Source organism: Pseudomonas sp. NBRC 111140, from assembly GCF_001320885.1.
GTDB lineage: Bacteria > Pseudomonadota > Gammaproteobacteria > Pseudomonadales > Pseudomonadaceae > Aquipseudomonas > Aquipseudomonas putida_P.
The window spans coordinates 20,924-45,752 of record NZ_BCBQ01000044.1; the positions used below are offsets into that span (position 1 = coordinate 20,924).

The 24,829-nt window shown below is 64.0% G+C and carries 23 protein-coding genes; 10 read left to right on the plus strand and 13 right to left on the minus strand.

Features of this window, described 5'->3' with window-relative positions; translation table 11 throughout:
* Nucleotides 1–28: 28 nt before the first annotated feature.
* The 3 genes from APH42_RS15545 to APH42_RS15555 are packed head-to-tail and all read right to left on the minus strand — an operon-like array spanning nt 29 to nt 2,881.
* Entirely contained in the window at nt 29–349 is a 321-nt protein-coding gene (locus APH42_RS15545) for an NIPSNAP family protein (protein ID WP_012272840.1), read from the minus strand.
* A complete protein-coding gene (locus APH42_RS15550; RefSeq protein WP_060493689.1) occupies nt 334–2,067 on the minus strand; it encodes an FAD-dependent oxidoreductase in 1,734 nt (577 codons plus the stop codon). Before APH42_RS15550 ends, APH42_RS15545 begins: the two co-directional genes overlap by 16 nt.
* 4 nt (nt 2,068–2,071) lie before the next feature.
* Entirely contained in the window at nt 2,072–2,881 is an 810-nt protein-coding gene (locus APH42_RS15555; RefSeq protein ID WP_012272838.1) for a shikimate dehydrogenase, read from the minus strand.
* A 155-nt stretch (nt 2,882–3,036) separates the two neighbouring features.
* Here APH42_RS15555 and APH42_RS15560 point away from each other — a divergent pair, with 155 nt between their 5' ends.
* Complete coding sequence (locus APH42_RS15560; protein ID WP_060493690.1) at nt 3,037–3,807, plus strand: IclR family transcriptional regulator; 771 nt, start codon at nt 3,037–3,039, stop codon at nt 3,805–3,807.
* A gap of 51 nt (nt 3,808–3,858) precedes the next feature.
* Here APH42_RS15560 and APH42_RS15565 read toward each other — a convergent pair whose 3' ends face one another.
* Entirely contained in the window at nt 3,859–4,533 is a 675-nt protein-coding gene (locus tag APH42_RS15565; RefSeq protein ID WP_012272836.1) for a GntR family transcriptional regulator, read from the minus strand.
* Nucleotides 4,534–4,813: 280 nt separating this feature from the next.
* Here APH42_RS15565 and APH42_RS15570 point away from each other — a divergent pair, with 280 nt between their 5' ends.
* A complete protein-coding gene (locus tag APH42_RS15570) occupies nt 4,814–6,136 on the plus strand; it encodes an MFS transporter (protein WP_012272835.1) in 1,323 nt (440 codons plus the stop codon).
* 13 nt (nt 6,137–6,149) lie between these two features.
* Complete coding sequence (locus APH42_RS15575) at nt 6,150–6,890, plus strand: aldolase (protein ID WP_060493691.1); 741 nt, start codon at nt 6,150–6,152, stop codon at nt 6,888–6,890.
* Nucleotides 6,891–6,946: 56 nt separating this feature from the next.
* Here the strand turns inward: APH42_RS15575 and APH42_RS15580 are convergent, their stop codons facing one another.
* The 8 genes from APH42_RS15580 to APH42_RS15615 form a co-directional block, all read right to left on the minus strand.
* On the minus strand, nt 6,947–8,191 hold the full coding sequence (locus APH42_RS15580) for an OprD family porin (RefSeq protein WP_012272833.1): 1,245 nt from the start codon (nt 8,189–8,191) through the stop codon (nt 6,947–6,949).
* 194 nt (nt 8,192–8,385) lie between these two features.
* On the minus strand, nt 8,386–9,429 hold the full coding sequence (locus APH42_RS15585) for a polyamine ABC transporter substrate-binding protein (RefSeq protein WP_060493692.1): 1,044 nt from the start codon (nt 9,427–9,429) through the stop codon (nt 8,386–8,388).
* Nucleotides 9,426–10,562: an FAD-binding oxidoreductase gene (locus APH42_RS15590; protein ID WP_012272831.1), complete on the minus strand. Its 1,137-nt coding sequence runs from the start codon at nt 10,560–10,562 to the stop codon at nt 9,426–9,428. The genes APH42_RS15585 and APH42_RS15590 overlap by 4 nt, the downstream gene beginning before the upstream one ends.
* Nucleotides 10,559–11,917 carry an NAD(P)/FAD-dependent oxidoreductase gene (locus APH42_RS15595; protein WP_060493693.1) on the minus strand — a complete coding sequence of 453 codons (1,359 nt, stop codon included), beginning with the start codon at nt 11,915–11,917 and terminating at the stop codon, nt 10,559–10,561. The genes APH42_RS15590 and APH42_RS15595 overlap by 4 nt, the downstream gene beginning before the upstream one ends.
* A complete protein-coding gene (locus tag APH42_RS15600; protein ID WP_012272829.1) occupies nt 11,914–12,204 on the minus strand; it encodes a (2Fe-2S)-binding protein in 291 nt (96 codons plus the stop codon). Before APH42_RS15600 ends, APH42_RS15595 begins: the two co-directional genes overlap by 4 nt.
* 14 nt (nt 12,205–12,218) lie before the next feature.
* Complete coding sequence (locus APH42_RS15605; RefSeq protein ID WP_019471212.1) at nt 12,219–13,013, minus strand: ABC transporter permease; 795 nt, start codon at nt 13,011–13,013, stop codon at nt 12,219–12,221.
* 4 nt (nt 13,014–13,017) lie between these two features.
* Complete coding sequence (locus APH42_RS15610) at nt 13,018–13,887, minus strand: ABC transporter permease (protein WP_060493694.1); 870 nt, start codon at nt 13,885–13,887, stop codon at nt 13,018–13,020.
* Nucleotides 13,884–14,903: an ABC transporter ATP-binding protein gene (locus APH42_RS15615; protein WP_012272826.1), complete on the minus strand. Its 1,020-nt coding sequence runs from the start codon at nt 14,901–14,903 to the stop codon at nt 13,884–13,886. The genes APH42_RS15610 and APH42_RS15615 overlap by 4 nt, the downstream gene beginning before the upstream one ends.
* A 249-nt stretch (nt 14,904–15,152) precedes the next feature.
* Here APH42_RS15615 and APH42_RS15620 point away from each other — a divergent pair, with 249 nt between their 5' ends.
* On the plus strand, nt 15,153–15,980 hold the full coding sequence (locus tag APH42_RS15620) for an IclR family transcriptional regulator (protein ID WP_012272825.1): 828 nt from the start codon (nt 15,153–15,155) through the stop codon (nt 15,978–15,980).
* Between the two features lie 68 nt (nt 15,981–16,048).
* On the opposite strand, the gene APH42_RS15625 is transcribed toward APH42_RS15620, so the two are convergent.
* Entirely contained in the window at nt 16,049–17,902 is a 1,854-nt protein-coding gene (locus APH42_RS15625; protein WP_012272824.1) for an ABC transporter ATP-binding protein, read from the minus strand.
* A gap of 336 nt (nt 17,903–18,238) precedes the next feature.
* Between APH42_RS15625 and bcsE the strand changes: the two genes are divergently transcribed.
* The 6 genes from bcsE to bcsA form a co-directional block, all read left to right on the plus strand.
* Nucleotides 18,239–19,729 (plus strand): cellulose biosynthesis protein BcsE, encoded by a 1,491-nt coding sequence (gene bcsE, locus APH42_RS15630; RefSeq protein WP_060493695.1) that lies wholly within the window; start codon nt 18,239–18,241, stop codon nt 19,727–19,729.
* The gene (gene bcsF / locus APH42_RS15635) at nt 19,726–19,911 is read left to right on the plus strand and encodes a cellulose biosynthesis protein BcsF (RefSeq protein WP_060493696.1); all 186 of its coding nucleotides are present in this window, start codon (nt 19,726–19,728) and stop codon (nt 19,909–19,911) included. The genes bcsE and bcsF overlap by 4 nt, the downstream gene beginning before the upstream one ends.
* A complete protein-coding gene (gene bcsG, locus APH42_RS15640) occupies nt 19,904–21,517 on the plus strand; it encodes a cellulose biosynthesis protein BcsG (RefSeq protein ID WP_060493697.1) in 1,614 nt (537 codons plus the stop codon). Before bcsF ends, bcsG begins: the two co-directional genes overlap by 8 nt.
* The gene (gene bcsR / locus APH42_RS15645) at nt 21,514–21,732 is read left to right on the plus strand and encodes a cellulose biosynthesis protein BcsR (protein ID WP_012272820.1); all 219 of its coding nucleotides are present in this window, start codon (nt 21,514–21,516) and stop codon (nt 21,730–21,732) included. Before bcsG ends, bcsR begins: the two co-directional genes overlap by 4 nt.
* Nucleotides 21,729–22,436 carry a cellulose biosynthesis protein BcsQ gene (gene bcsQ / locus APH42_RS15650; RefSeq protein WP_012272819.1) on the plus strand — a complete coding sequence of 236 codons (708 nt, stop codon included), beginning with the start codon at nt 21,729–21,731 and terminating at the stop codon, nt 22,434–22,436. The genes bcsR and bcsQ overlap by 4 nt, the downstream gene beginning before the upstream one ends.
* A partial coding sequence (gene bcsA / locus APH42_RS15655; RefSeq protein WP_060493698.1) for a UDP-forming cellulose synthase catalytic subunit occupies nt 22,433–24,829 on the plus strand: 2,397 nt, incomplete at its 3' end. The genes bcsQ and bcsA, both read left to right, overlap by 4 nt.

A 24,829-nucleotide genomic window follows, 5' to 3' on the forward strand; every position in this document is an offset into this window, starting at 1 on the left:
TCAGGCATGGGAAGAGGTGGCGTGCGGTTTATTGCAGCGGTGAGAAGCCGGTCGGCCGCAGCAGCCGCGATTGCAGGCGCTGTACCGCACCCAGCTCGCGGTTGCGCCGCGAGAACTCCGCCCAGCGCGGGTCTGCCGCCATGGCTGCGCGGCGAGCCATGCGCTCGTCGAGGCTGGCGTAGCCCCAGATGTGCACCACCTGGTTGACGTCGCCGAACTCACTGGTGAAAAAACCGACCAGGTTGCCCAGGTGTTCGCTTTGCACTTCCAGCGCATGGCTTTGGTACAGGGCCAGCCAGTCGGCCATTTTCAGTGGGTCGAGGGTGTAGGTTCTCAGTTCGTAGTACATGCTGGGGTCTCCGTGTGGGCAGTCGGCGCCTGCAGGCGCGCGGTGATGTGGTTGGCAGCGAGCCAGCCGAAGGTTAGGGCAGGGCCCAAGGTGATGCCGGGGCCGGGGTAGGTACCCTTCATCAATGAGTTCATGTCGTTGCCGACCGCATACAGCCCGGTGATGGGCTGGCCGCTACGGTTCAACACGTTGGCATCGGCGTTGGTCACCAGGCCGCGGGCAGAGCCGAGGTCGCCGGTGTGGATGCGGATGGCGTAGAACGGCCCACTGCTCAATGGCGCCAGGCAGGGGTTGGGCGTGTGTTGCGGGTCGCCCATGTAGCGGTTGTAGCGGTTGCTGCCTTTGCCGAACGCGCGGTCGATGCCATTGCGGGCATCGGCATTGAACTGCTCGAGGGTTTGCGCAAACACCTGTGGGTCGACGCCGATGGCCTGGGCCAGGGCTTGTGGTGTTGAGGCCCGGTACAAGTAGCCGGCGTCGATCAACGCCTGGTTGTTCACCGGCTTTGGCCGCGCCAGACCCAGCCCGTAGCGATTCATCGCTTCGGCATCGCAGACCAGCCAGCAACTGGCAATGCTGTTGGCGAACATGGTCTGCACAAAATGGTGGTAGGAGTCGGATTCGTTGACGAAGCGCCGCCCGACCGGGTCGACCGCAATCACGCCAGGTTTGGCGCGGTCGGTGACCAGGTGGGGGAAGCATTCACGCTCACCCCCGGCGTGGCGCAGTTCGGAAACCGGCGCCCAGAAGAAGTTGGCCGCCAGGCCCTCGCCCTCGGCTGCTGCCACGGCCTGGCAAAGGCGCAGGGCGGCACCGTCGTTGGCCGGCGGTGACATGGTCAGGTGCGGCGCCTCTTGGGGCGGTCTGTAGTTGGCGGCCAGTGCGCCAGCAGCGAACCCGCCCATTGCGCTCACCACGCCCCCACGAGCAGATACCCGCACACGACGGCCCTCGCGCTGTACAACTACGCCAGTGACTACGCCGCGCTCGACGATCAACTCCACGGCTTCGCTGCGCAACCAAAGCTGCGTGCCGTTGGCAAAAGCGCTGGTGGCGAGGCGGGCGATCAATGCATTGCCGGTGGTAAGCCGCGTGCCACGCGGGTGCTGCAGGCGGTCCCGCGCGTAACGCGCCATCAGTTTCAGGCAGTGCCACAGCGACCTGGGCGAGCGGCGAATGCTCAGGAAATGCTGGATATCCACGCGGTTGACCATCATGCCGCCGAACAGCAGCATCCCGGGCGGGGGCATCTGCAGGTCCTTGAAGCGTGCGCCGAGGTGCTTGCCATCGTACTCGACCATTTCCAGCGCGCGACCGAACTGAGTGGCACCGGGGGCATCGGGGTAGTAGTCGGGCGAGTGTGGGCGCAGGGCATAGCGCAACTCGGTGTTCTGCTCCAGCCAGCGCAGCGCCTGGTGGCCATGCTCGATGAAGGCATCGCCCAAGGTGGCGTCATAGCCATCGCCAATGACCTGCTTGAGGTAAGTGCGCATGGCCTCGGGGGAGTCCTTGGCTCCGGCGGCGCGGGCTTGATCGGTGCCGTATAGCCACACCGCACCGCCAGATATCGCCGAGGTACCGCCAAAGTGCTCGGCCTTTTCCACCACCAGTACCTTCAGCCCACGGCGGGCCGCCGTGGCGGCAGCGGCAAAGCCACCGGCGCCGCTGCCCAGTACCACCAGGTCGAAGCGGTGTTGCGTGTCGTCAGTGGTCGCCATGGTTTCAGATCTCCAGCGGCGTTACGCCCATGAAGGCGCCAAGGTGGCCGAGTTGGGCGAAGGCCATTTCCGGGCCGGTCTGGATCGCGCAGCCTACTTGGCGTGCGCGGTTCAGCAACGGGGTGATCTCGGGCGAAGTGACCACGTCGGCGACCAGGGTGTCGGGCTGTAGAGTGGCCACTAGGGCGGCGGACAGTGGCAGTTCCGCACTGTTGCCCATGCCGACAGGCGAGGCGTTGGCCACCAGGTCGAAATCTTCCAGCCCACTGAACTGCGTGCTGATCGTAAGCCCGGGGAAGGCGCTGCCGAGCAATTCGCACACCGCACCCATGCGCGCTGTGCTGGGGTCGCTGAGGGTGATGCTGGCAATACCTGCCTCGCCCAGTGCATAGGCGATGGCACTGCCAACACCGCCGCAACCGATCACCAAGGCCCGCTTGCCCGCTGGCTCGAAACCATGCTTGCGCGCAGCGCCCAGGAAGCCTGCGCCGTCCACGTTGTCGCCCAGCAGGCGCCCGTCGCGCTCGCGACGTATCACATTGACCGAGCCCAGGGCCGCTGCGCGTTCGCTCAGGCCGTCCAGGCGGTTGGCCAGGGCCTGCTTGTACGGCACGGTGACCACACAGCCGCGCAGGTTCTGCCAGCCGCGCAGGGTGCCGGCAAAGCTGTCCAACGCTGCCTCATGCAGGTCGATGGGCAGCATGGCGAGGTTGCAATTGTTGTGGGTGAACCAAGTGTTGAAGTTTTCCGGGGACTTCACCTGGGCGATGGGCGAACCGACGATGGCGACCAGTTCAGTGGAACCACGAATCATGCTGACCTCCTTATTGGCGTTGTTATGGCGGCAAGGGTGGGCCAGAGGGGCGTGGGTAACAATGCGCTCATCGGGTATTTAGTGCGATAATCGCAACCATGAGCCGGTTATCGCAGTAATCGGCTGTTTTTGTCCCCTGCTTGCGAGCCGAATGCATGAGCACACCCGCTATTCACCCCCGTGACCTGATCGCGGGCTTGCAGAAAGGCCTGGCGCTGATGCAACTGTTCAGTGCCGAGCAGCCACGCCTGAGCGTGCCCCAGGCGGCCAGGCTGTCCGGCCTTACGCCCAGCGCTGCACGGCGCTTTCTGCTGACCTTGGTACATGAAGGCTTTGCCGAAACGGACAGCCGTGAGTACTGGTTGACGCCCAAGGCCTTGCGCCTTGGCCAGGCGTATGTCGACTCGGCGCAACTGCCGCGCATGCTGCGGCCGATTGTGGAGCAGGTAGCGCGGCAGACGCAGGAGCATGTATCGGTGGGTACCCGCGATGGTGACGAGATCATCCACCTGGTGCGCAGCCGCTACAGCCATGTGGCGTCGTTGTCGATCAGGCCGGGCTCTCGGGTGCCGATGCATTGCACGGCCGGTGGGCGGGTTTGGCTGGCCTGGCTGGATGAGGCGGACCGGGATGAGTACTTGGTGCGTAACCCGCTGCGTGCGTTGACGCCTTACACGCAGACTGACCGGGCACAGCTGGAGGCTGCGTTGCAGCGGGTGAAGGCGCAGGGTTTCTGCATCGTTGATCAGGAATATGAAATCGGCATGCGGGTACTGGGTGTGCCGTTGCTGGACCGGGCCGGTCAGTTGAAAGCAACGCTGACCATCACGACCCATGCATCACGGCTTAGCGTGGATGAGGTACGGCTGCGCTACTTACCGGCACTGTACGAGGCGCAGGCGCTGCTTCGACCCGTGCTGGATTGAAATGGCCCGGCGGGGGCGTTTCATCGGCTTTTTACAGGGCTAACCCACCCATCAGGCGTTCCCCTGCACCCACTGCACCAGCCGTTCGCCATCGTAGGCATTGTGCTGCCAGGCCAGTTCGCCGGCAGTCTCGCTCTCGCCCTTGAGGATCGCCTGTACAAAGGCCTGATGCTGCTCCAGGATGGTCTCGGGGCTGGTATGCATCAGCAGGTTGGTGGTGTTGATGACCCAGCGCACTTGCTGCTGTACCAGTGCGTACTGGCGGATCAGACGCTGGTGGCCGGTACCTTCGATAATGGCCTGGTGCAGGGTGAAGTCGCATTGGTTGATGGCCTTGCGTGTCCCTTTGGCACAGGCCTTCTGCAGCGCCAGAAACGCCGCTTCGATCGCCTGCAGCACCTGCGCATCGCCTTGCTTGGCCACCAGTGTGGCGGCCAGCCGTTCCAGGCTGCCACGCAGCGTCCAGATTTCCCAGATGTCGTCGGCTGTCAGCTCAGCCACTTGCCAGCCCACATACGGCGTCTGCACCACGATCCCCTCTGTCGCCAACCGGTTCAGGCCGGTGCGCAAGGTGCCGCGGGCGATGCCCAACTGATCGGCAAGTGCCGTTTCGGTAATGCGCTCACCGGGCTTCAGATGCCCCGACAAGATCGATTCACGAAGGCTTTCGGTGGCTTGTTGTTCTGCAGAAAGCTTCGAAACCGGCCGAAGCTGGATGGATTTCATAGACACAGGTCCTGGTGGCGATACGCCCACATATAGCATTCGCCGCCGTTGGCTGTACACCCGGCCGCTCGCACGCGCGCACGGGTTGAGCAGAAACCTTTGGCACGCAGCAGCCAACCTGCTGAAATTACTACCGTTAATTGTTGATTGTTGACAATCAGCAATGTTCGGCCTAGCGTTTCACCAAGCCAGGCCTGGCCAGCGAGACATAACAACAACGACAGCAGTACCTATTCATCAATGCCTACAACTAGAACAAACGTGCATACAAGGTGAAAACATGAAAGAGGCGATCCTTGATGGGGCAGAGCGTGCGCCGGCCCATCAACTCGATGCGATTTACCGCAAGATGTCACTGCGGCTGATTCCGTTTCTGTTCGTTTGCTATGTGCTGGCCTACTTCGCCAGGATCAACGTCAGCTTCGCCAAGCTGGACATGCTGGCTGACCTGCATATCTCCGAAACCGCCTACGGTCTGGGTGCGGGTATTTTCTTCCTGGGCTACCTGGTGTTCGCCGTGCCCAGCAACATGATGCTGGAGCGTGTCGGTGCGCGGCGCTGGATCGGTTTCATCATGGTGGCGTGGGGGTGTCTGACTTCGCTGATGATGTTCATCGAGCAGGCCAGCACCTTCTATGCCCTGCGTTTTCTGATTGGTGTGGCTGAAGCCGGGTTCTTTCCGGGCATCATCTTCTACTTCACGCGCTGGTTCCCCAGCGAGCGGCGCGGGCGGGTCATTGCCTTGTTCATGGCTGCTATTCCGCTATCGGGGATCATTGGAGGGCCGCTGTCGGGCTGGATCATGTCAGCCATGCGGCATGCACCCATGGGCGTGGCGAGCTGGCAATGGCTGTTTCTGTTGTATGGCCTGCCCACTGTCGTGGTCGGTCTGTTGGTCAAACGCTGCCTGCCAGACAGTTACCAGGACGCGAACTTCCTTAGCGCGGCAGAAAAGCGCTTGGTGGGGGACGAACTGACCAGGGATGCCATGCGTCGACCGTCGAGCGCGCAGCGCAGGTCGCTGAGCAGCTTTCTGTTCTCACCGGTGATCTGGTATTTCAGCCTGGTGTACTTCCTGATCGAAATGGGCGAGTACGCCCTGGGTTTCTGGATGCCGACCATCATCCGCAACGCCGGCTTCGACGATTTGCAGTCGGTCGGCCTGCTGACGGCCATTCCTTACCTGGTCGCCAGCGGCGTGATGATCTACATCGGGCGTTCGGCCGACCTGCGCAACGAGCGCAAATGGCACCTGGCGATTCCACTGTTCATTGGCATGGTTGGCCTGATCATCGCTGCGCACTTCGCCCACAGTGGCGTGCTGGCCATGCTCGGGCTGACCTTGGCCACCTGCGGGGTGATGGCCTCCTTCCCAATCTTCTGGACCGTACCCACTGCGCTGTTGGGGGCCAATGCCGCCGCCGGCGTGGCGCTGATCAACTCGATCGGCAACCTGGCCGGCTTTTTCAGCCCGTTCCTGGTGGGCTGGACCGTGGACTTGACCCATAGCACCGACCTTTCGCTGTACGTGGTGGCGGGTTGTGCGTTCCTTGGCGCGGTGCTGTTCGTGCTCGTGCCTAACCGTTTCGGCAGCAGCCAATAAGGAGATACGACCTATGCAAGCCGTTCAAAGCCTGGAGCAAGACCTGTACAACCAGCCTGAAGTCGCGCGGTTGCGCGAGCAACTGGCGCTGGCCCTGCGCGCCGCCGCCCACCATGGCCTTGCAGAAGGCGTGTGCAACCACTTCAGCGTGACCTTGCCGGGCCGGCCCGACCTGTTTCTGCTCAACCCGCGCGGCCTGATGTGGGAAGAAGTGCAGGCTGACGACATCGTCATGGTCGATGACTTCGGCAAGCGCCTTGCGGGGCGTCATGAAATCGAACCGACGGCGATGTTCATCCATGCCGCGATCCACCGTGTGGCGCGCAAAACCTGCGTACTGCACACGCACATGCCGCACGCCACTGCGCTAAGCCTGACCGAGGCGCGGGCCCTGGACACCACGCTGTCGCAGAATGCCATGCGTTTTCACGACCGCCTGGTAATCGACGACCAATACAACGGCTTTGCCCTGGACCATCGCGAGGGGGAGCGTATTGCCCAGGCCATGAATGGGGCAGACATCGTGTTCCTTGGCAACCACGGAGTGGTGGTGTGTGCCGAGCGCATCGATCATGCCTATGACGACCTGTATTACCTGGAGCGGGCGTGTGAGGCGGAAGTGCTGGCGCGCTCGACCGGCCTGAAGCTGAAACCGGCCGACCCGGGCATGGCGCGGAAGGTGGCGGAGCAGGTCGAAGGCGAGCGCTTGCAGTCCGAACTGTTCTTCCTGGCGCTGGGGCGCAAGCTCAAGTAACCCCGGTGCCCCTGTAGGTGCGAGTGAACCTGCGCCTACAGGGCCCTGTCAGGTGGTCAGAACAGGTTGAGCGGATACTCGGTGATTACCCGTACTTCATCGATCTGCCCGCCGCGGTCCGAGCTGCGGTAGCTGGCCTGGCGCACGCGAAACGACAGATCCTTGGCCACGCCAGCCTGTACCACGTAACGCAACTCGACATCGCGTTCCCAGGCCTTGCCATCCAGGTCGCCGCCACTGCCGTTCTTGAAGTCGGTGCCTTTCACGTAGCGGGTCATGAAGCTCAGCCCCGGTGCCCCGTAAGCGGCCAGGTTAAGGTCATAGCGGGCCTGCCAGGATTTCTCGTTCTCGTAGTCGAAGTCCGAGTACTGCACCGAGTTGGCGAAGTTGTACACCGCGTTGCCATCCGGCCCGTACACGTAGTCGCCGGTGCCGGACACCTTCTGGTAGGCGAGGGTGAAGGCATGCGCGCCCAGCGTCCAGGTGCCGCCCAGGCTCCAGATGCGGTTGTCCAGGTCGCCACTGCGGGCCTGACCGATGCTTTGCGTGTCGTAGGCGTTGAAATCCAGCTTCAGTGACTGGCTGGCGCCCAGCGGCAACAGGTAGCGGGTGTTCACGTAGTACTTACGAAAGTGCTCGGCAGTCTTGGCGTAGTACAGGCTGCTGGAAAGCCGCTCATTGAAGCTGTAGACCCCACCAATGTAGTCGACTGCGGTCATGCGCCCGCTGTCGCGGGACGACTGGTTGCGGTTGGTCAGGCCGGTGAAGTGGCCCGCATCCAACTGCAGGTTGCGGATTTCCTTGCTGGTGAGCGAGAAACCGTCGACGGTCTCTGGCAGCAGGCGGCTGTCGGAGGTGGCCAGCACCGGCACCGCCATCACTTGTGTGCCGTATTTGAGTACGGTGTTGGACGCACGCACTTTCAGCGCCGCACCGGCCTTGCCGATGTCCTGCTTGGCGCCGTGGCTGTCTTGCTCTAGCAGACCAGTGCCGCCACCGGTGCGGCCATCGCCGGTGTCGAGCTTGAAGGCGTACTGGCCGATCAGGTCGATACCGAAACCCAGCGTGCCTTGAGTGAAGCCGGACTGAAAGGTGCCGATGAAACCCTGGGCCCATTCCTCGCCGTAGTTCTGCCGGGCGCCGCTGGCGCGGTTATCACGCTGCATGTACATGTTGCGTGCCTTGATCGACAGCTTGCTGCCTTCGATGAAGCCTGCCGATTCGGATTGCTCGCTGGCCTGCAACAAGGGGCTGGCGGATGCCAGCAAAAGGGCGGTGACACCGAGTGGGTTGATGCTCATTTCATGCTCCGATTGCTTGTTCTAGTTAAGTGGCAGCGTGATGCAAGGGGTGCCTGAGCCGTTTTTCGGGCGTGCAGAAGCCCTATCCGCGCCTTTGCAGGGCAGAGCGACTTTGCGGTTATTGGTGGCTCAAGCGGGTGGTGCGCCCGCTGGCCGGCACCTGGGGGGCCGGCAGCGGGTCAGGGGGCCTCGGCCTATCGCTCGATCTGGCGATTCCAGCGGGCGTTCCATTCCGGGCGTTGGGTGTTGACCTGGTCCCAGTCGATGGTCACCGCCGTTTGCAGGTAGGTTTGCATGGCTTCGACCTGGCCACGGGTCTTGTCGCTGGTCGGGGTGTTGGGGTTGGACGGGATCTGGTCACCCAGCTCCAGCGCCGGTGCTTGCGCCTCGGGGCTGAGCAGGAACTCGGCAAGCTTTTGTGCAAGCTCGGGCTGGTCGTTGTTGGCGGTGACGCACTCGGCCTGGTTGAGCACCACGGCGCCTTCTTTCGGTGCGGCATACTCCACCGGGATGCCCTTGAGCTTCAGCGCGGTCACCTGGGTAGGGGTGAGCGGGAACAACGCGGCTTCGTCGGTTTGCACCATTTCCGACAGCTTGGCCGAGTTGGGGATGTACTCCAGCACGTTCGGGCCAACGTTCTTCTTCCACGCAGTGAAGCCTGGGTTGACGTCGGTATCGCTGCCGCCGTGCAAGCGGTTGTACATCAGGAAACCGTGCAGGCCAAAGGTGGACGAGGCCATCGACTGGAACACCACCTTGTCCTTGAAGCGCGGGTCGGCCAGGTCGTTCCACGAAGTGGGCGCTGCCCAGCCCTTGGCCTTGAACAGGCGGCTGTTGTAGGCAAGCCCGGTCACGCCCAGGCTGACGGCGGCGGCCTTGTCCTTGATCAGGGCCTTTTCCGGCAGTTGGGCCAGCGTCGGGTTGGGCTTGAGCGTGCTGCACAGGCCCATGCCGATGGCGCGGTACATGATGCCGTCATCCAGCACCATCACATGGATCGACGGCTTGTTCGGGGTGGCCTGGACCTTGGCCAGGATGTCGGCCGAAGTACCGGGGACGATCACCACTTTCACCCCGTTGGCCTTCTCGAACGGGGGCAGGATATTGTCGCTGAACAGCCGCTCCATGGTGCCGCCGTTCATGCCCAGGTACAGCGTGGGTTGAGCCATGGCGGGCAGGCAGGCGAACAGGCCGGGCACGGTGCAGAACAGGGCGAGCAAACGTTGCTTGTGCGTCATGACAGGTTTTCCTTGTAGTGGTGGTTGGGCTGAAAACGGTCGATGGAAAAGGCTGCCAGGCTGATTGCCGGCGCGCCATGGAGTACGCATTGCGCCAGGGCCTCGCCAGCTGCCGGGCCAATCTGGAAGCCGGCGCCGGCAAAGCCGAAGCCATGCAGCAGGCCAGGTTGCAGCAGGCTCGGGCCAAGCACCGGTTCGTCATCGGGCAGGTAGCCCTCGGTGCCGCTCCAGGTGCGAATGGCCTGGGCGCCGGCCAATGCCGGGTACAGCTCGGTGGCGTTGCGCAGGATATCGAGTACGGCGGCTTGCCCAGGGCGCGCGGTGGTCGCGGTCAGGGCGAAGCCACGGCCACCGCCCAGCACGCAGTTGCCGCGTGCCACCTGACGGGCGTAGATGCCACCGCCTTCGACCCCGGTGCTGGCGGTCATGAACAGGGGGAGCGGCTCGGTGACCAGCATGGCCGGGTGGGCTGCGCTCAGCGGCACCGGCTCGCCGTATTGCTCGGCCAACTGCGCCGACCAGGCGCCAGCGCAGTTCAGCAGCCAGGGCGCCTTGAAGCACTGGCCTGAGCTGGTGCGCACAGTGAAGCGCTGGCCGTCGTGGTCCACTTCCAGCACCTTGCACTGCTCATGTACCTGGGCGCCGCTGTGCCGGGCGGCCTGGGCGAACGCGGGTGACACCAGGCGAGGGTTGGCGTGGCCATCCTCGGGGCAGTACGAGGCGCCAACGGCGATATCGCCCACCCAGGGGAAGCGCTGGCGCAGTTCGCGGCGCTCCAGCAGTTGCAGGCGTAGGTCAAAGGCCTGGGTCCGCCGGGCATAGGCTTTCAAGGCGTCGAAGTCGGTTTCGCTGCGTGCCAGCTTCAGGTGGCCGCTGCGGGCGTATTCGCCATCGATGCCGATCCACTCGCGCAGTTGCCCCCAAATGGCGTGGGCACGCATCGACAACGGCAGTTGCGCCAAAGAACGGCCCTGGCGGCGTACACCGCCGTAGTTCACGCCGCTGGAATGCGAGCCACAGAAGTCGCGCTCCAGCAGCGCCACCTGCTGGCCACTGCGGGCCAGGGTCAAGGCGGCGCTGCTGCCGACGATGCCGCCGCCGACGATGATGGCATCCACTTCGATCAGCGTCATGGCTTGATCTCCAGGCCGAAGGGCAGGGGCTTGATCGGGGCCTGGCCGCGCAGGCGGCCGACCTGGTCAATGGGGCGACCGCTTTCGCAGGCGATCAGTTCGGCGGCGGCTGCACCGCACACGCGGCCCTGGCAACGGCCCATGCCGACCCGGCACATGGCCTTCACCCGGTTTATTTCCCAGTGCCCGGCGCGCACGGCGGTGCGGATTTCGCCAGCGCTGATCTGCTCGCAGCGGCAAACCGTGAGCAGGTCCGGCGCTTGCCGGGCCCACTGCTGCGGGAATGGGAAGGCTTGTTCCAGGCCTTGGCGAAAGCGTTGCAGGGTGGCCAGGCGCTTTTCCAGCTGCTGCTGGCGTTGCGGGTTGCCAGGCTTGCCCAGGTCGGCCAGCAGTGTCAGGGCGGCCAGTTCCCCGGTCATTTCCGCGCCGTCGGCACCGAGGATGCCGGCGCCGTCGCCGGCCAGGTACACGCCTGGGCTGCTGGCGCGGCCTTGGGCATCACGTACCGGTAGCCAGGCGCGGTTGAGGGTATTCCAGGCAAACTGGCAGCCGAGCAGGTCGGCCAACTGGGTTTCACTGCGCAGGGCGTGGGCGAACGCCACGGCGTCGCAGGGCAGGCTGTGCTGCTGGCCATTTCGTGCCCAGCGCACACCGCTGGCACGGTGCTCGCCGTCGATACCCAGCAGCGTCACACCCTGATGCACCGGCACGCCCTTGGCGGCCAGCCAGGCGCGGTAGTACAGGCCCTTGGCGAAGGTGCCTGGCTGCAGCAGCAGGCGTGGCAGGGCGCGTACCTGGGCACTGAACGGCGATGTATCGAGCACGGCGCTGACCGTGGCGCCGGCCTTGGCGTACTGGTAGGCCACCAGGTACAGCAGCGGCCCGCTGCCCGCCAGCACCACCCGCTCACCGATGGCGCAGCCCTGGAACTTCAGGGCAATCTGTGCGGCGCCCAGGGTGTACACCCCGGGCAAGGTCCAGCCGGGGATCGGCAACACGCGGTCGGTGGCGCCAGTGGCGACGATCACTCGGTCGAAGGCCAGTCGGTCGGCCAGTTGGCCCTGCTGCAAGGTGTCCAGCACCTGCTGCTCGGCGTTCCACACCAGGGTTTCCGGACGGTAGTCGATCTGCCCGTGCAACTGCTCAAGTGTGTTGTGCAGGGCCTGCGCCTTGCCGGCCTCGAAGCCATACAAGGCTTTGGCCGGGCGGCGAAAGTTGGCCGGCTGCTGGCGATAGATCTGCCCACCGCCACGGCTGGCTTCGTCCAGCAGCACTGGGTGTACGCCGTGGGCCACCAAGGTTTGCGCGGCGCGGATACCGGCAGGGCCGGCACCGATGATGACGATTGCACTCATGGTCGGCGCCCCGGATCACGGCTCACGCAGTGGCCTGGCTCAAGGAACGTCGAGCAGGCGCGCACCCGGCGGCCGTCCTGCAGGCGTACCCAGCAGTCCTGGCAGGCGCCCATCAGGCAGAACCCGGCGCGTGGCTCGGCGCTGAAGTCACTACCGCGCAGGTGCTCCGAATGGGTCAGGATGGCCGTCAGCAGGGTGTCGCCGTGCATGCCCTGGGCCGGCTGGCCGTCGAGCAGGAAGGGCACAGGCTCGCGGTCGTGTTCGGCCACGCGCTTGAACAGGGGCATAAGGGCATTCCTTGTCATTGCTTGCCCACCAGCACGCGGTCCAGGCCGTATACCCGGTCCAGGGCGATCATGGTCAGGGCGGTGACGGCGATCACCAGGGCCGAAACGGCGGCCATCATCGGGTCGATCGACTCGGTGGCGTATACGTACATGCGTACAGGCAGCGTTTGGGTGGCGGGCGAGGTGACGAAGATCGACAGGGTCACTTCGTCGAAACTGTTGATGAACGCCAGCAGCCAGCCACCGGCCACGCCCGGCAGGATCATCGGCAGGGTCACTTTGCAGAACAGCGTGATGCGGCCGGCGCCCAGGCTTTGTGCGGCCTGCTCGGCGCTGCGGTCGATGCCGATGGCCGCAGCCAGTACCAGGCGCAGCACGTAGGGCGTGATCACCACCACGTGGGCGAACACCAGCCAGGCAAAGCTGCCATTGACCCCCAGCAGGGCGAACAGCCGCAGCAGCGCTACGCCCAGCACCAGGTGCGGGATGATGATCGGCGACAGCAGCAGGCCGTTGACAAAACCTTGGCCAGGGAAGCTGTAGCGGGTCAGCGCCAGGCCCGCCGGCACGGCGATCAGGGTGGCCAACGAGGCCGCCAGGGCGGCGAGTTTCAGGCTGTTGTAGAACGCGTCAAGGAAGTCGGCGCGCTCGAACACGGCGCTGAACCAGCGCAGCGAGAAGCCAGCGGTGGGCAGGCTCAGGGTGTTTTCCGGGGTAAATGCCACCAGGCACACCACCACCAGCGGGGCGAGCATGAACAGCATCACCAGGGCGTGAAAAGACAGGGCCAACGGGCCGTTACGGGTCATCGGTTCAAACTCCAAGTGCGCGTTTGTAGCGGCGTTCGACCAGCCGGTTCCAGCTGAGCATCACCAGCAGGTTGATCAGCAACAGGGCGACCGCGATGGTGGCCCCCATCGGCCAGTTCAGTTCGGCCAGGTACTGGTCGTAGATCATGGTGGCGACCATCTTCAGTCGGCGCCCGCCCAGCAGGCCGGGGATGGCGAACGAACTGGCAGCCAGGCCGAACACGATCAGCGTGCCCGACAGCACACCGGGCATGATCTGTGGCAGCACGATGCGGCGGAACACCGTCCACTGGCTGGCGCCCAGCGACAGCGCGGCCTGCTCGGCGGCCGGGTCGAGCTTTTGCAGCGAGGTCCACACCGGGATGATCATGAATGGCAGCATCACGTGGACCAGGCCGATGATCACCGCAAACGGTGTGTACAGCAGCTTCACCGGCTGCCCGCCGAGGGCCGTGATGCCTTGGTTGACCAGGCCATCGGCACCCAGCAGCAGGCTCCAGCCGAATGCCCGCACCACCACCGAAATCAGCAGCGGGGTCAGCACCAGGATCAGGAAGATCGAGCGCCACGGCGCACCCATGCGGCTGAGTACCATGGCCTCGGGGATACCGATCAGCACACACAGCAAGGTGACCAGGGCACTGATCCAGAAGGTGCGGAAGAAGATCTCGTAGTAATAGGTGTCGGTCACCAGGCTCAAGTAATGGCTGAGCGTGTACTGGCCGGCCTGGATACCCGTGGTGTAGTCGAACGCGTTGAACGACAGCAGCACGGTCAGCCCCAGCGGCATCACCAGCAGCGCCAGAAACAACAGCAGGGCGGGGCTGCTCAGGCCGTAGCCCCAGGCGTTGCTGCGCAGTTTTGCGGTACTCATGCCGCCACCTCAGCCGCGTTCAGTACCCGCAGCAGGGCATCGTTCCAGTCCAGGCCAACGTGCGTGCCTTCCTCCAGCGGTGCGTTGCCATCGTTGGCACGAACCACGGCCAGGTTGCCCAAGGCCGTGTCGACGCGGTACAGCCACTGGCTGCCGAGGAAGTAGCGGCAGTTGATGCGGCCCGCCAGCTTGCCGCTGCCGGCGGCGCCAAGGTTGATCTTTTCCGGGCGCAGGCTGAGGGTCAGCGGGCCTTGGGCTGCAGCCTGCGGTTGCCCGCCGGGGCCGGTTACGCCTCGCAGGCGGTTGGCCTTGCCGACGAAGTCGGAAATGAACGGCGTGCCTGGGTGTTCGTAAAGCCGGTAAGGGTCATCGACCTGGGTGATACGCCCGGCTTCCATCACCACCACCCGATCACTGATCGACAAGGCTTCGGCCTGGTCGTGGGTGACCATCAAGGTGGTGATGCCCACCTCGTGCTGAATGCGACAAATCTCGAACTGCATTTCTTCACGCAGGTGCGCGTCCAGGTTGGACAGCGGCTCGTCCAGCAGCAGCACCGGCGGTTCGATCACCAGCGCGCGGGCCAGGGCTACACGCTGACGCTGGCCGCCGGACAGTTCCCGTGGGTAGCGTTCGGCATGTTTGTCCAGGCGTACCAGCGCCAGGGCCTGGTCGACGCGGCGGGCGATGTCGGCATTGGCCACCTTGCGCATGCGCAGGCCAAAGGCGACGTTGTCGCGCACGGTCATGTGCGGGAACAGCGCGTAGCTCTGAAACACCACCCCCAGGCCGCGGCTGGCCGGTTTGGCATGGGTGATGTCACGGCCATCGAGCACGATGCGCCCGCTGGTGACTTCGACGAAGCCGGCGATCATCTGCAGGGTGGTGGTCTTGCCACAGCCGGAAGGGCCGAGCAGGGAGACGAACTCGCCTTTTTCGATGGACAGTGACGAGCTGGCCACTGCCTCCGTGGCGCCATAGCGCTTGCAGAGTTTGTCGATCAACAGAAAGGTCATGGCTGTGCTCCATCGCAAACGGAACCGGGGTCAACCGGCAGTTTCAGGGTGGGCAGAGCGCCAGCGGCGAAAAGCAAAGCTTTTACGGACGTTGGCGCTCGCTTCTGTGGCGGCGGCCGATGTTGTGATATCGCCCTATGGACCGGAGAGTAGGGCAATGATTAGGATGGCGACAAAGGGTAATTTCACTGAGTGACAGCTATTTTGAAATTATTCCACTCATTGGAATTTCTTAGGGTTAAGTGAAAAATGGATTCCGATAAACGAAATGAACAAGGCAAGGAAGTCGGCGTCACTGCGGTGTCCCGTTTGTTCGCCGTGTTGCGTGCGCTGGGTGATTGCGCTGGCGAGGGTGAGAAGGTTAGCCAGCTAGCACAGCGGGTTGGCCTGGCGCAGCCGACCACCCACCGTTTGCTGCGCAGCCTGATCGAAGAGGGCATGGTGGACCAGTGTGCGACCAGCAAGCGCTACCGCCTGAGCCTGGATTTCTTCGCCCTCGCGGCCAAGGCCGGGCAGGCTGGCAACCTACGCGATGTGGTACGCCCGAGCCTGCTGAGGCTTTCGGCTTCATTGGGTGATTCGCTGTTTTTGCTGGCACGTTCAGGGTTCGACGCGGTGTGCCTGGACCGCAGCGAAGGGCCGTACCCGATCCGTACCTTCACCGGTGATATCGGTGGCCGCGTGGCCTTGGGCGTGGGGCAGGGCAGCCTGGCGATCCTGGCCTTCCTGCCCGAGGAGGAGCGTGACGAGGTGATCCGCTACAACTTGCCGCGCTTGAAGGACTTTCATCATTACGACGAAGTGCTGCTGCGTGCCGAGATCGACAACGTGCGCAGCCTGGGCTATGCCGGGCGCAATACCGGCGTGCTCGACGGCATGGCCGGTTTGGCGGTGCCGATCCTTGACCGTAATGGCCATGCGGTCGCGGCCCTGAGCGTGGCGACCATCAGCGACCGCCTGGGGCCCAACCGCATGCCGACCGTGGTGGCATTGCTCAAGCGCGAGGCAGCGGCGATTGGCGAGCGTATCAACCCGTTTGATCCGGTGTTGCGCCGGCCTTCTCATGTGTTTGGTTAGTGCCAAGGCATTGCCGCATCGCCAGAACAACAGTTGGGGCCGCCCTGCGGCCCCAACCAATAGCAGGCCTACTCCACAGCCTCTGCAACACCCTGGTCTTCCCCCAGGAAGCCACCGCTCTGGTGCTGCCACAACCGCGCATAGGTGCCATTCTTCGCCAGCAGTTCGGTGTGGGTGCCTTGCTCGATGATGTGCCCTTCATCCATCACGATCAGCCGGTCCATGGCGGCAATCGTCGATAAACGGTGGGCAATGGCGATCACGGTCTTGCCTTGCATCATTTCATCCAGGCTCTCCTGAATGGCCACTTCCACTTCGGAGTCCAGCGCGCTGGTGGCTTCGTCCAGCAGCAGGATCGGTGCGTTCTTCAGCATGACCCGGGCAATGGCGATGCGCTGGCGCTGGCCACCTGACAGTTTGATGCCGCGCTCCCCCACCAGTGTGTCGTAACCGCTGTTGCCCTGGCGGTCGCTGAGCTGGCCGATGAATCCATCGGCTTGGGCGTTGGCTGCAGCGGCGCGGATCTGCGCCTCGGTTGCATCGGGGCGGCCATAGGCGATGTTGTCGCGAATCGTTCGGTGCAACAGCGAGGTGTCCTGGGTCACCATGCCGATAGCATTGCGCAGGCTGTCTTGCGTGACCTTGGCCACGTTCTGCCCGTCGATGCGGATTTCCCCCTTGTCCACGTCGTAGAAGCGCAGCAACAGGTTGATCAAGGTGGACTTGCCCGCACCGGAGCGACCCACCAGCCCGACTTTTTCGCCTGGGCGAATGTTAAGGCTGAGGTCGTTGAGCACCTGGCGCTCGCCGTTGTAGTTGAAGCTGACCTTGTCGAAACTCACCGCGCCACCGGTGGTGACCAGCTCGGTAGCATCTGGCGCATCCTGCACCTTGGGGCCGCGGGTGAGGGTGGCCATTCCGTCCTGCACGGTGCCGATGTTTTCGAACAGCGAGGTGATCTCCCACATGATCCAGTGCGACATGCCGTTGATACGCAAGGCCATGGCGGTAATTGCCGCCACCGCCCCGGTGCCGACCTGGCCCTGGTGCCACAGCCACAGTGCATAGCCCCCGGCGCCCATGATCAAACCCACCACCAGCGCCTGGTTGACGATTTCGAACTGGCTGACCAGGCGCATCTGACGAAAGCCGGTCTGTTTGAAGTCTTCCATGGCCGCACGGGCAAAGTGCGCTTCGCGGTTGGAGTGGGAGAACAGCTTCACCGTGGTGATGTTGGTATAGGCGTCGGACACCCGCCCGGTCATCGACGACCTGGCGTTGGCCTGCTCCTGCCCGACTTTGCCCAGGCGCGGTACGAAATACAGCATCGCCAAACCGAACAGCACGACCCAGGCGATGAATGGCAACATGAGTTTCAGGGCGAAACCGCCGGCCAGGGCAATGATCGCGATGAAGTACACGCCAATCCCAGGGAGGATTTCGATGAGTGTGAACAGCACATCGCGCACTGCCAGTGCTGTCTGCATCACCTTGGTGGTGACCCGGCCGGAAAATTCGTCAGAGAAGAACGACAAGCTTTGGCGCAGCATCAAGCGGTGGAAGTCCCAACGCAGCCGCAGCGGCAAGTTGATTGCCAGCACCTGGTGTTGAACCATGGTGCGCAGCGCCACCAGCCCGACGCTAACCAGTAGGACGATGCCGATGCCCCAGAGTACGCGGCTTTCGTCGGGGCCGACGGTGCCGCCGGCCTGCCACGCCGAAAGCAGGTCGACCACCTGGCCGAGGAAGGCGAACAGCCAGGCTTCATAGATCGATACCCCGGCACTGAGCAGTGCCAGCGCCAGGATGTAGCCACGGGCGCCGCGGGTGCAGGCCCACATGAAGCGCACCAGCCCCATTGGCGGCGGTGGCACCTCGTCGGGCGGGAAGGGGTCGAGCCTGCGCTCAAAGATACCAAGCATGCTTGTCTCCGGAATATCGATTTTTACTTAACCGGTAACCATACAGCACAGCGCGGGATTCGCCTTCAGCAGCCAGCACCGATGCAGGCAAAGTGCATCACATCAAGCGCTGTGCAGGGCCGCCTGCGGGGCGTCTGTTAACAAAACTTTGCAATTGATTACATTTTCGTCTGATTGCAAATTGCCTTGGTGCTGTAGGATTGACGCGCTTTTATCTTTCGTGATGTTTTTGTCGTTTTATTGACGTAGCTCATGAGGCTTCCTCAGCGGGCATGTCACATTCTCCTTTCAAGCCCTTTCGATTTACTTAGCAGAGCCAGTGTTTTGACGTATGCAATGCCGTTGTTGGCTATTTCCGGCCTGAGCGCCGAGAGTAGCCAGCTTCATCAGCAAGGATTGTATTGGTTAGCCTGTGACGCCACCGAAGACGCCACTTTGCTATGCCGCCAGGTGGTCGAAGGCATGCCCGCTCATACCAGGGCAGCCCTGATTGCCGAAACGCAAGCCATGGATGACGTGCTGGGTGCGCTCGACGCCGCATGCGGCCCGGCCGAGCTGGCGCTGTATGAAGCCAACCCGCGTGCCACCCGCTACCTGTTGCATGATCTTCCCCGTCTCGATGCCCCTGGGCGTGTGCTGGTGCTGCTGGCACCGGCCGATGCCTGGGCGGGCACCGAAGTCGAGCACTGGTGCAATGCCCTGCGCCCCGCTTTGGTGGCCGAGGCAGCGCTGCTGCTGGTCATCAGTGGCGGGCAGGGTACCGCCCTGGTCGAGCGCCTGCGTGCAGTCAATCAAAGCGTGGACGGGTTGGCCCAGGTGTACCGTGGCAAAGGTGGGGTGCGCTACCTGCAGCATTTCTGGAGCAACCCGCTCGGCAAGGCTGGTGCGTGTGAACTGCAACTGGAGCGCCGTAATGCGGGTTTTGCCGTTACCGGAGCGCCGCAGGTGCCAGCCGACACCGGTGGCGATGAGCTGCTGTGCCTGGCCCAGCGCCCAGTACTGGAAGGCGCACCCGCGTTCTCCGAGCACTGGCAGGTCTGCGAAAGCCTTGATGAACTGAGCGCCAAGGCCAGCCGTGCGGTCTCTGCCACGGTAATCTTCGCCATCGATGGTGGGCAGCGCCTGGACCACCTGGCGCGCCAGCTGCACCGCCTGCGCCAGCGGCGTGGCAATGCCTTGAAGTTGGTGGTGCGCGAAATGGCACCCACCCTGCGTTACCAGGACGAACAACTGCTGCTGGCCTGCGGCGCCACCCAGATCGTGCCGTTCGGCGCCAGCTTGTCGCGCTTTTTGACCATGGTCGAAAGCATTCAGGGCTATGTCTGGCGCCGGCACCTGCCAAGTGACTTCGATGCCTTGCTGGCCCGCCTGCGGCCGCAGGCCATCTGCGGGCTGGTGGCACCCCGGGCATTCGCCGAAGCGGTGCAAACCATGTGGCAGGGTGTGCGTCACGGTGAAATCGTCCACCAGTTACTGGTGCTGCACCCGGCGCCTGGGCTGACCCCACTGCAGGCTTGCTCGCGCACGGTGTTCCGCCGTGATGGCGACATTGCGTGCGTGGTTGGCGAGGTGTTGTTCCTGTTCCTGTTCGCCTGCCGCTGCGAAGGTGTCGAACAAGCACTGGATCACATCTTCCAACTGTCGTGGAAAGAGCTGTTCATTAGCCAGGAGGTGCTTGCCGACCTCGACAGCCTGGCCGCCCCGGCGTTTCTCGACAGCAGCTTGCCACAGCCACCCCGGGCCGATCCGGTGGTGCAGCGGCAGGCACAGGCGTGGCCGGCACTGGCCCCGCGCAAGGTCGCTCTGGCCAAGCGGGGGCGCGCATGAACTTCGTGCAACTGCTGCAGGTGGTCGGCATTACAGCCCTGGTCACATTGGGCCTGGCCTTGTTGATGTTGCGCCTGTGTGCGGCCCTGCGCACTTGGTTGCGCCGTCGCCTTTCCCCCCGTTACCTGAAACCGCTGGGCGTACGCCACCGCGCTGTACGCCAGGACCCCCAGAATGACTAATACCACCGTCACCCTCCCGGTACTGGCCCGCTGGCCTGGACTGGGAGGGTGGAACCTCTATTTTTTTGCCAAATTTTTGTTGGTCGCCCTTGGCATGCTCGACTTCCAGGCATTGCCAAACCTGCTGTTCGCTGCGTTTCTGCTGATCCCGTTGCCGGGCAAGTGGCTGCGTATTGCCCGGCAACTGCTGGCGGTACCCATCGCAATCGCGCTGTTCTACCAGGACACTTGGCTACCACCCTTCAGCCGCCTGTTGGCGCAGCCGGGGGTGCTGGATTTTTCGTGGGACTACCTGCTTGAACTGCTGGGCCGCTTCGTCAACTGGAACCTGTTGGGCGCGCTGACGCTGTTGCTGGTGGGTTACCTGTACCTGCGCCATTGGCTGCGCCTGAGCACCTTGAGCCTGCTGGGGCTGGCCTGGTTGGCAGCTGGCGGCTTGCCATCGCTGGGGGCGGGCCAGGCGCCCGGCGTGGTGGCGAGCACCCCGGCCGAACCGCTGCCCACCACCGCAGCCGCTGACAATGCCACGCTCGACAGCTGGCTTGAGCGCTTCTTCGCCAGCGAGCGCGAGCGGGTAACGGCGTTTCCTGCCGTGAATGCCGATGAACAGCCGTTCGACCTGCTGGTGATCAACATCTGTTCGCTGGCCTGGGATGACCTGTCCGCCGTGGGGCTGCGCGACAACCCGTTGCTGTCGCGCATGGACGTGGTCTTCGACCAGTTCAACTCGGCAACTTCCTATAGCGGCCCAGCCGCCATTCGCGTGCTGCGTGCCAGCTGTGGGCAGTCGTCGCATGCTGGCCTGTACCAGCCTGTCCCGGAGCAGTGCCTGTTGTTCCAGAACCTGGCCCGGCTGGGTTTCCAGAGCAACACTTTGCTCAACCACAGTGGCCGGTTCGACAACTTCATCGGTGACATTACCCAGCAGCGCATGCCACAACCGGGCATGCGCAATACCGACTTCCCAAGGGCACTGGTGGGCTTCGACGGCTCGCCGATCGCCAGCGACCTGGAGGTATTGCGCCGTTGGTGGGGGCAACGCAAAAGCACTGCGAATGAGCATGTGTCGCTGTTTTACAACAGCATCAGCCTGCATGACGGCAACCGTATCGTCACCGCCGACGGCGGTACCCGCGTGGCCGACTACGCCACCCGCGCCAATCGCCTGTTCGGCGAGCTTGGCACCTTCCTCGACGAATTGGAGCGCAGTGGCCGCCGGGTAGTGGTGGCCATTGTTCCAGAGCATGGCGCTGCGTTGCATGGCGACCGCATGCAGCTGTCGGGCATGCGCGAAATCCCCACGCCGTCGATTACCCATGTGCCAGTCGGGCTGAAGTTCATCGGCATGGGCCAACCTGCCCGCAGCGAGCCGCTGCGGGTCACGGCAGCCACCAGTTACCTGGCGTTGTCCGAGCTGATCTCCCGTGTGTACGCGGGCCTGGGCCAGCAGCACGTGCTGGATGTGCCCGGCCTGCTGACCGACCTGCCAACCACCGAACAGGTTGCCGAAACCGCCGGCGCGCAGGTGCTGAATTACCAGGGGCGCGCCTACATGCGCCTGCAAGGCCAGCCTGACTGGCAGCCCATCCCCAAGGAGCGCCCATGATCACTGGCAAGGCAGACCCGTCCGACCGCAGCGACGACATCGCCCAACTGCGCCAGCACCTGGACATGCCCGAGCTGAACTACCAGGACATCTCGATGCTGGTGGGCGTTCAGCAAGCCCTGCAGCGCTGGCCGTTGCTGGGTGAAAGCTGTCGGGCCAGCAGCCAGGACGGGTTGTACGCGGCTGTCAGGCAGCGCGAGGGCGTTTCGTCATGACCAGCCTGGCCCTGCACGGGGTGCGCGGAGGCCTGGGGCGCAGCGCCTTGTTGGCTGCGCTGGGCTATGCGCTGCAGGGTATGGGCGAGCGGGTGCTGCTGATTGACCTGTGCCCAAGCAATTTGCTCGGCCTGCACTTCAACCTGCCGCTGGATACGTCCGAGGGCTGGGCGCTGGCCGAGCGGGAAGGGCGGCCGGCCAGCGATGCTGTGTATGAGGTGCTCGATGGCCTGTGCCTGCTGCCGTTCGGCAACCTGCCTGGCAGTTCGCGGTACCTTGTGCCTGACGCGCTGGCATGGCGTGCTCGCCAGGCCGAGCTGACTGAGCAGTTCGACTGGGTGTTGTTCGACCTGCCGCAACCGTTGGCCGACAGCGCTGGCAACGGCATCGAGACCGATGTGCGGGTACTGGTGGCTGAGGCCGAAATGGCCAGCCACCTGCTGCTCGGGCGCCGACCGGTTGAGCACTACGACATGCTGCTGGTCAATCGCTACGACCCGGCCAGCCGTTTGCAGAGCGACCTGTTGATGGTGTGGCGCGACCTGTTCGGTGAGCGCTTGCCGATCCAGGTGGTCCACCGCGACGAAGCCTTCCTCGAAGCCCTGGCGTGCAAGGCGCCGCTTGGCCATTACGCCCCGCAGAGCCTGGCCTGCCGGGACGTACAAAGCCTGGCGGTACGCTGCCTGACGAGGCGCGGGCCGTGACCTTGACTCCTGTGTCGGCCTATACGTGGTTCACCGCCCGTGGTGCGCGGCTACCGGTTGCCTGGCTGTTTACCTTGGGCGTGTGGCTGGCCTTTCTGTTCCTGCGCCTGGAGTCACCCGCCTGGCAGGCATTGCTGGCCGAACGCCAACGCCTGTACCCGCAGCTTTCAGGCAAGCGCCCGAGCCTGGGTGACCCGCTACGGCTGCTGATCCAGAGCCTGTGGTTGCTGGTGCGCCGTCAACCGGTGGCACGCACAACAGGGCCTGGCCGCCGAGCATGGGGCGCAGTGCGCTTGCGACTGCGGGGTGTTGGCCAGGTTGGGCGCCATTACCGAGGGCTGCTGATCGATGCACTGCATCGGGTGCCCGCGCGCTACCGCGCCAGTGCTTTCAGGCACGAAGCCTCGGCACGCCTGCGCGGCCTTAGCGTGCTCGCCCGGCGGGTGTTCTACAGCGTGTTGACGGTGTGCGCCGCAAGCCTGGCCCTGCTGTGCGTGACTGAACCGTTCGGCTACCTGGCGCAACTGATGTTCATCTGCCTGTTGCTGGGCATTGCCATGCTGGTGCGACACATGCCGGGGCGCTTCCCGACCCTGATGCTGATCGTGCTGTCGACCATTATCTCGTGCCGCTACCTGTGGTGGCGCTACACCTCGACCCTGAACTGGAACGACACCACCGACCTGGTGTTCGGGGTGATTCTGTTGGCGGCCGAAACCTATTCGTGGTTCGTATTGATCCTGGGTTACATCCAGACCAGCTGGCCGTTGCAGCGCAAACCGGCCAACCTGCCGGCCAACCCGCAGCACTGGCCGACTGTCGATTTGTTGATTCCTACCTACAACGAAGACCTGTCGGTGGTGCGCACCACGGTACTGGCCGCGCTGGGCCTGGACTGGCCGCGCGAGTGCCTGCGCATCTACATCCTCGATGACGGCCGCCGTGATGCGTTTCGTGCTTTTGCCGACGAAGCCGGGGTGGGCTACATCGTGCGGCCCGACAGCAAGCACGCCAAGGCCGGCAACCTCAACCATGCGCTGGGTGTGACCGACAGCGAGCTGATCGCCATCTTCGACTGCGACCACGTGCCGGTGCGCTCCTTCCTGCAAATGACCGTGGGCTGGTTCCTCAAAGACCCGAAGTTGGCGCTGGTGCAGACACCGCACCATTTCTTCTCGCCCGACCCGTTCGAGCGCAACCTCGGCTCGTTCCGCCGTCGCCCCAATGAAGGCGAACTGTTCTACGGCTTGATTCAGGATGGCAACGACATGTGGAACGCGGCGTTTTTCTGCGGCTCGTGTGCCGTGCTGCGCCGCACCGCATTGGAAAGCATCGGCGGTTTTGCCGTCGAGACCGTGACCGAAGACGCCCACACCGCCCTGCGCATGCACCGCCAGGGGTGGTCGTCGGCTTACCTGAGCATTCCGCAGGCCGCGGGCCTGGCCACCGAAAGCCTGTCGGCGCACATTGGCCAACGCATTCGCTGGGCCCGTGGCATGGTGCAGATCTTCCGCACCGACAACCCGTTGTTCGGGCGTGGGCTCAGCCTGTTCCAGCGGGTGTGCTATGCCAACGCCATGCTGCACTTCCTGGCCGGCTTGCCACGGCTGATATTCCTGACCGCGCCGCTGGCGTTCCTGTTGCTGCATGCCTACATCATCTACGCACCGGCGTTGATGATTCTGCTGTACGTGCTGCCGCACATGATCCACGCCAGCCTGACCAACTCGCGCATGCAGGGCAAGTACCGGCAAACCTTCTGGGGCGAGGTGTACGAGACCGTGCTGGCCTGGTACATCGCCCGCCCGACCACGGTGGCGCTGTTCGCGCCGAAAAAGGGCAAGTTCAACGTCACCGCCAAAGGCGGCCTGATGGAGCAGGCGCAGTTCGACTGGCGTATCGCCCAGCCTTACCTGTGGTTGGCGGCGCTCAACGTGGTTGGCCTGGGCTTTGCCGTGTGGCGCCTGTTCACCGGCCCCACGGCAGAAATCGGCACGGTGATCGTCAGCTCGCTGTGGGTGATCTACAACCTGCTGATCATTGGCGCCGCCGTTGCCGTGGCCGCCGAAGTGCGCCAGGTGCGCCGTGCCCACCGCGTGCAGATGCGCTTGCCGGCGGGGCTGGTACTGGCCAGCGGTCATGCCTACCCCTGCACCCTGGTCGATTACTCCGATGGCGGTGTCGGCCTGCAGGTGCAGCAAGGCCTAGAGCTGAAACCGGGGGAACAGGTACGTCTGCTGCTCAATCGCGGCCAGCGTGAGTTCGCCTTCCAGGCGTGTGTCACCCGTACCGTCGGGCAACACGTGGGCCTGGTGTTCCACGCACTTGACCAGCAACAGCGCATCGATCTGGTCCACTGCACCTTTGCCCGTGCCGATGCCTGGCTTGGCTGG

Excerpts from the sequence above, each read along its gene's own strand:
- bcsG (WP_060493697.1), top strand. The coding sequence starts at position 19,904 with ATGACTAATACCACCGTCACCCTCCCGGTACTGGCCCGCTGGCCTGGA.
- APH42_RS15550 (WP_060493689.1), bottom strand. The coding sequence starts at position 2,067 with ATGGCGACCACTGACGACACGCAACACCGCTTCGACCTGGTGGTACTG.
- APH42_RS15575 (WP_060493691.1), top strand. The coding sequence starts at position 6,150 with ATGCAAGCCGTTCAAAGCCTGGAGCAAGACCTGTACAACCAGCCTGAA.
- bcsR (WP_012272820.1), top strand. The coding sequence starts at position 21,514 with ATGATCACTGGCAAGGCAGACCCGTCCGACCGCAGCGACGACATCGCC.
- APH42_RS15545 (WP_012272840.1), bottom strand. The coding sequence starts at position 349 with ATGTACTACGAACTGAGAACCTACACCCTCGACCCACTGAAAATGGCC.
- bcsQ (WP_012272819.1), top strand. The coding sequence starts at position 21,729 with ATGACCAGCCTGGCCCTGCACGGGGTGCGCGGAGGCCTGGGGCGCAGC.
- APH42_RS15605 (WP_019471212.1), bottom strand. The coding sequence starts at position 13,013 with ATGACCCGTAACGGCCCGTTGGCCCTGTCTTTTCACGCCCTGGTGATG.
- APH42_RS15560 (WP_060493690.1), top strand. The coding sequence starts at position 3,037 with ATGAGCACACCCGCTATTCACCCCCGTGACCTGATCGCGGGCTTGCAG.
- APH42_RS15580 (WP_012272833.1), bottom strand. The coding sequence starts at position 8,191 with ATGAGCATCAACCCACTCGGTGTCACCGCCCTTTTGCTGGCATCCGCC.
- bcsE (WP_060493695.1), top strand. The coding sequence starts at position 18,239 with ATGCCGTTGTTGGCTATTTCCGGCCTGAGCGCCGAGAGTAGCCAGCTT.
- APH42_RS15600 (WP_012272829.1), bottom strand. The coding sequence starts at position 12,204 with ATGCCCCTGTTCAAGCGCGTGGCCGAACACGACCGCGAGCCTGTGCCC.
- APH42_RS15590 (WP_012272831.1), bottom strand. The coding sequence starts at position 10,562 with ATGACGCTGATCGAAGTGGATGCCATCATCGTCGGCGGCGGCATCGTC.
- APH42_RS15565 (WP_012272836.1), bottom strand. The coding sequence starts at position 4,533 with ATGAAATCCATCCAGCTTCGGCCGGTTTCGAAGCTTTCTGCAGAACAA.
- APH42_RS15610 (WP_060493694.1), bottom strand. The coding sequence starts at position 13,887 with ATGAGTACCGCAAAACTGCGCAGCAACGCCTGGGGCTACGGCCTGAGC.
- bcsF (WP_060493696.1), top strand. The coding sequence starts at position 19,726 with ATGAACTTCGTGCAACTGCTGCAGGTGGTCGGCATTACAGCCCTGGTC.
- APH42_RS15625 (WP_012272824.1), bottom strand. The coding sequence starts at position 17,902 with ATGCTTGGTATCTTTGAGCGCAGGCTCGACCCCTTCCCGCCCGACGAG.
- APH42_RS15620 (WP_012272825.1), top strand. The coding sequence starts at position 15,153 with ATGGATTCCGATAAACGAAATGAACAAGGCAAGGAAGTCGGCGTCACT.
- APH42_RS15555 (WP_012272838.1), bottom strand. The coding sequence starts at position 2,881 with ATGATTCGTGGTTCCACTGAACTGGTCGCCATCGTCGGTTCGCCCATC.
- APH42_RS15585 (WP_060493692.1), bottom strand. The coding sequence starts at position 9,429 with ATGACGCACAAGCAACGTTTGCTCGCCCTGTTCTGCACCGTGCCCGGC.
- APH42_RS15595 (WP_060493693.1), bottom strand. The coding sequence starts at position 11,917 with ATGAGTGCAATCGTCATCATCGGTGCCGGCCCTGCCGGTATCCGCGCC.
- APH42_RS15615 (WP_012272826.1), bottom strand. The coding sequence starts at position 14,903 with ATGACCTTTCTGTTGATCGACAAACTCTGCAAGCGCTATGGCGCCACG.
- APH42_RS15570 (WP_012272835.1), top strand. The coding sequence starts at position 4,814 with ATGAAAGAGGCGATCCTTGATGGGGCAGAGCGTGCGCCGGCCCATCAA.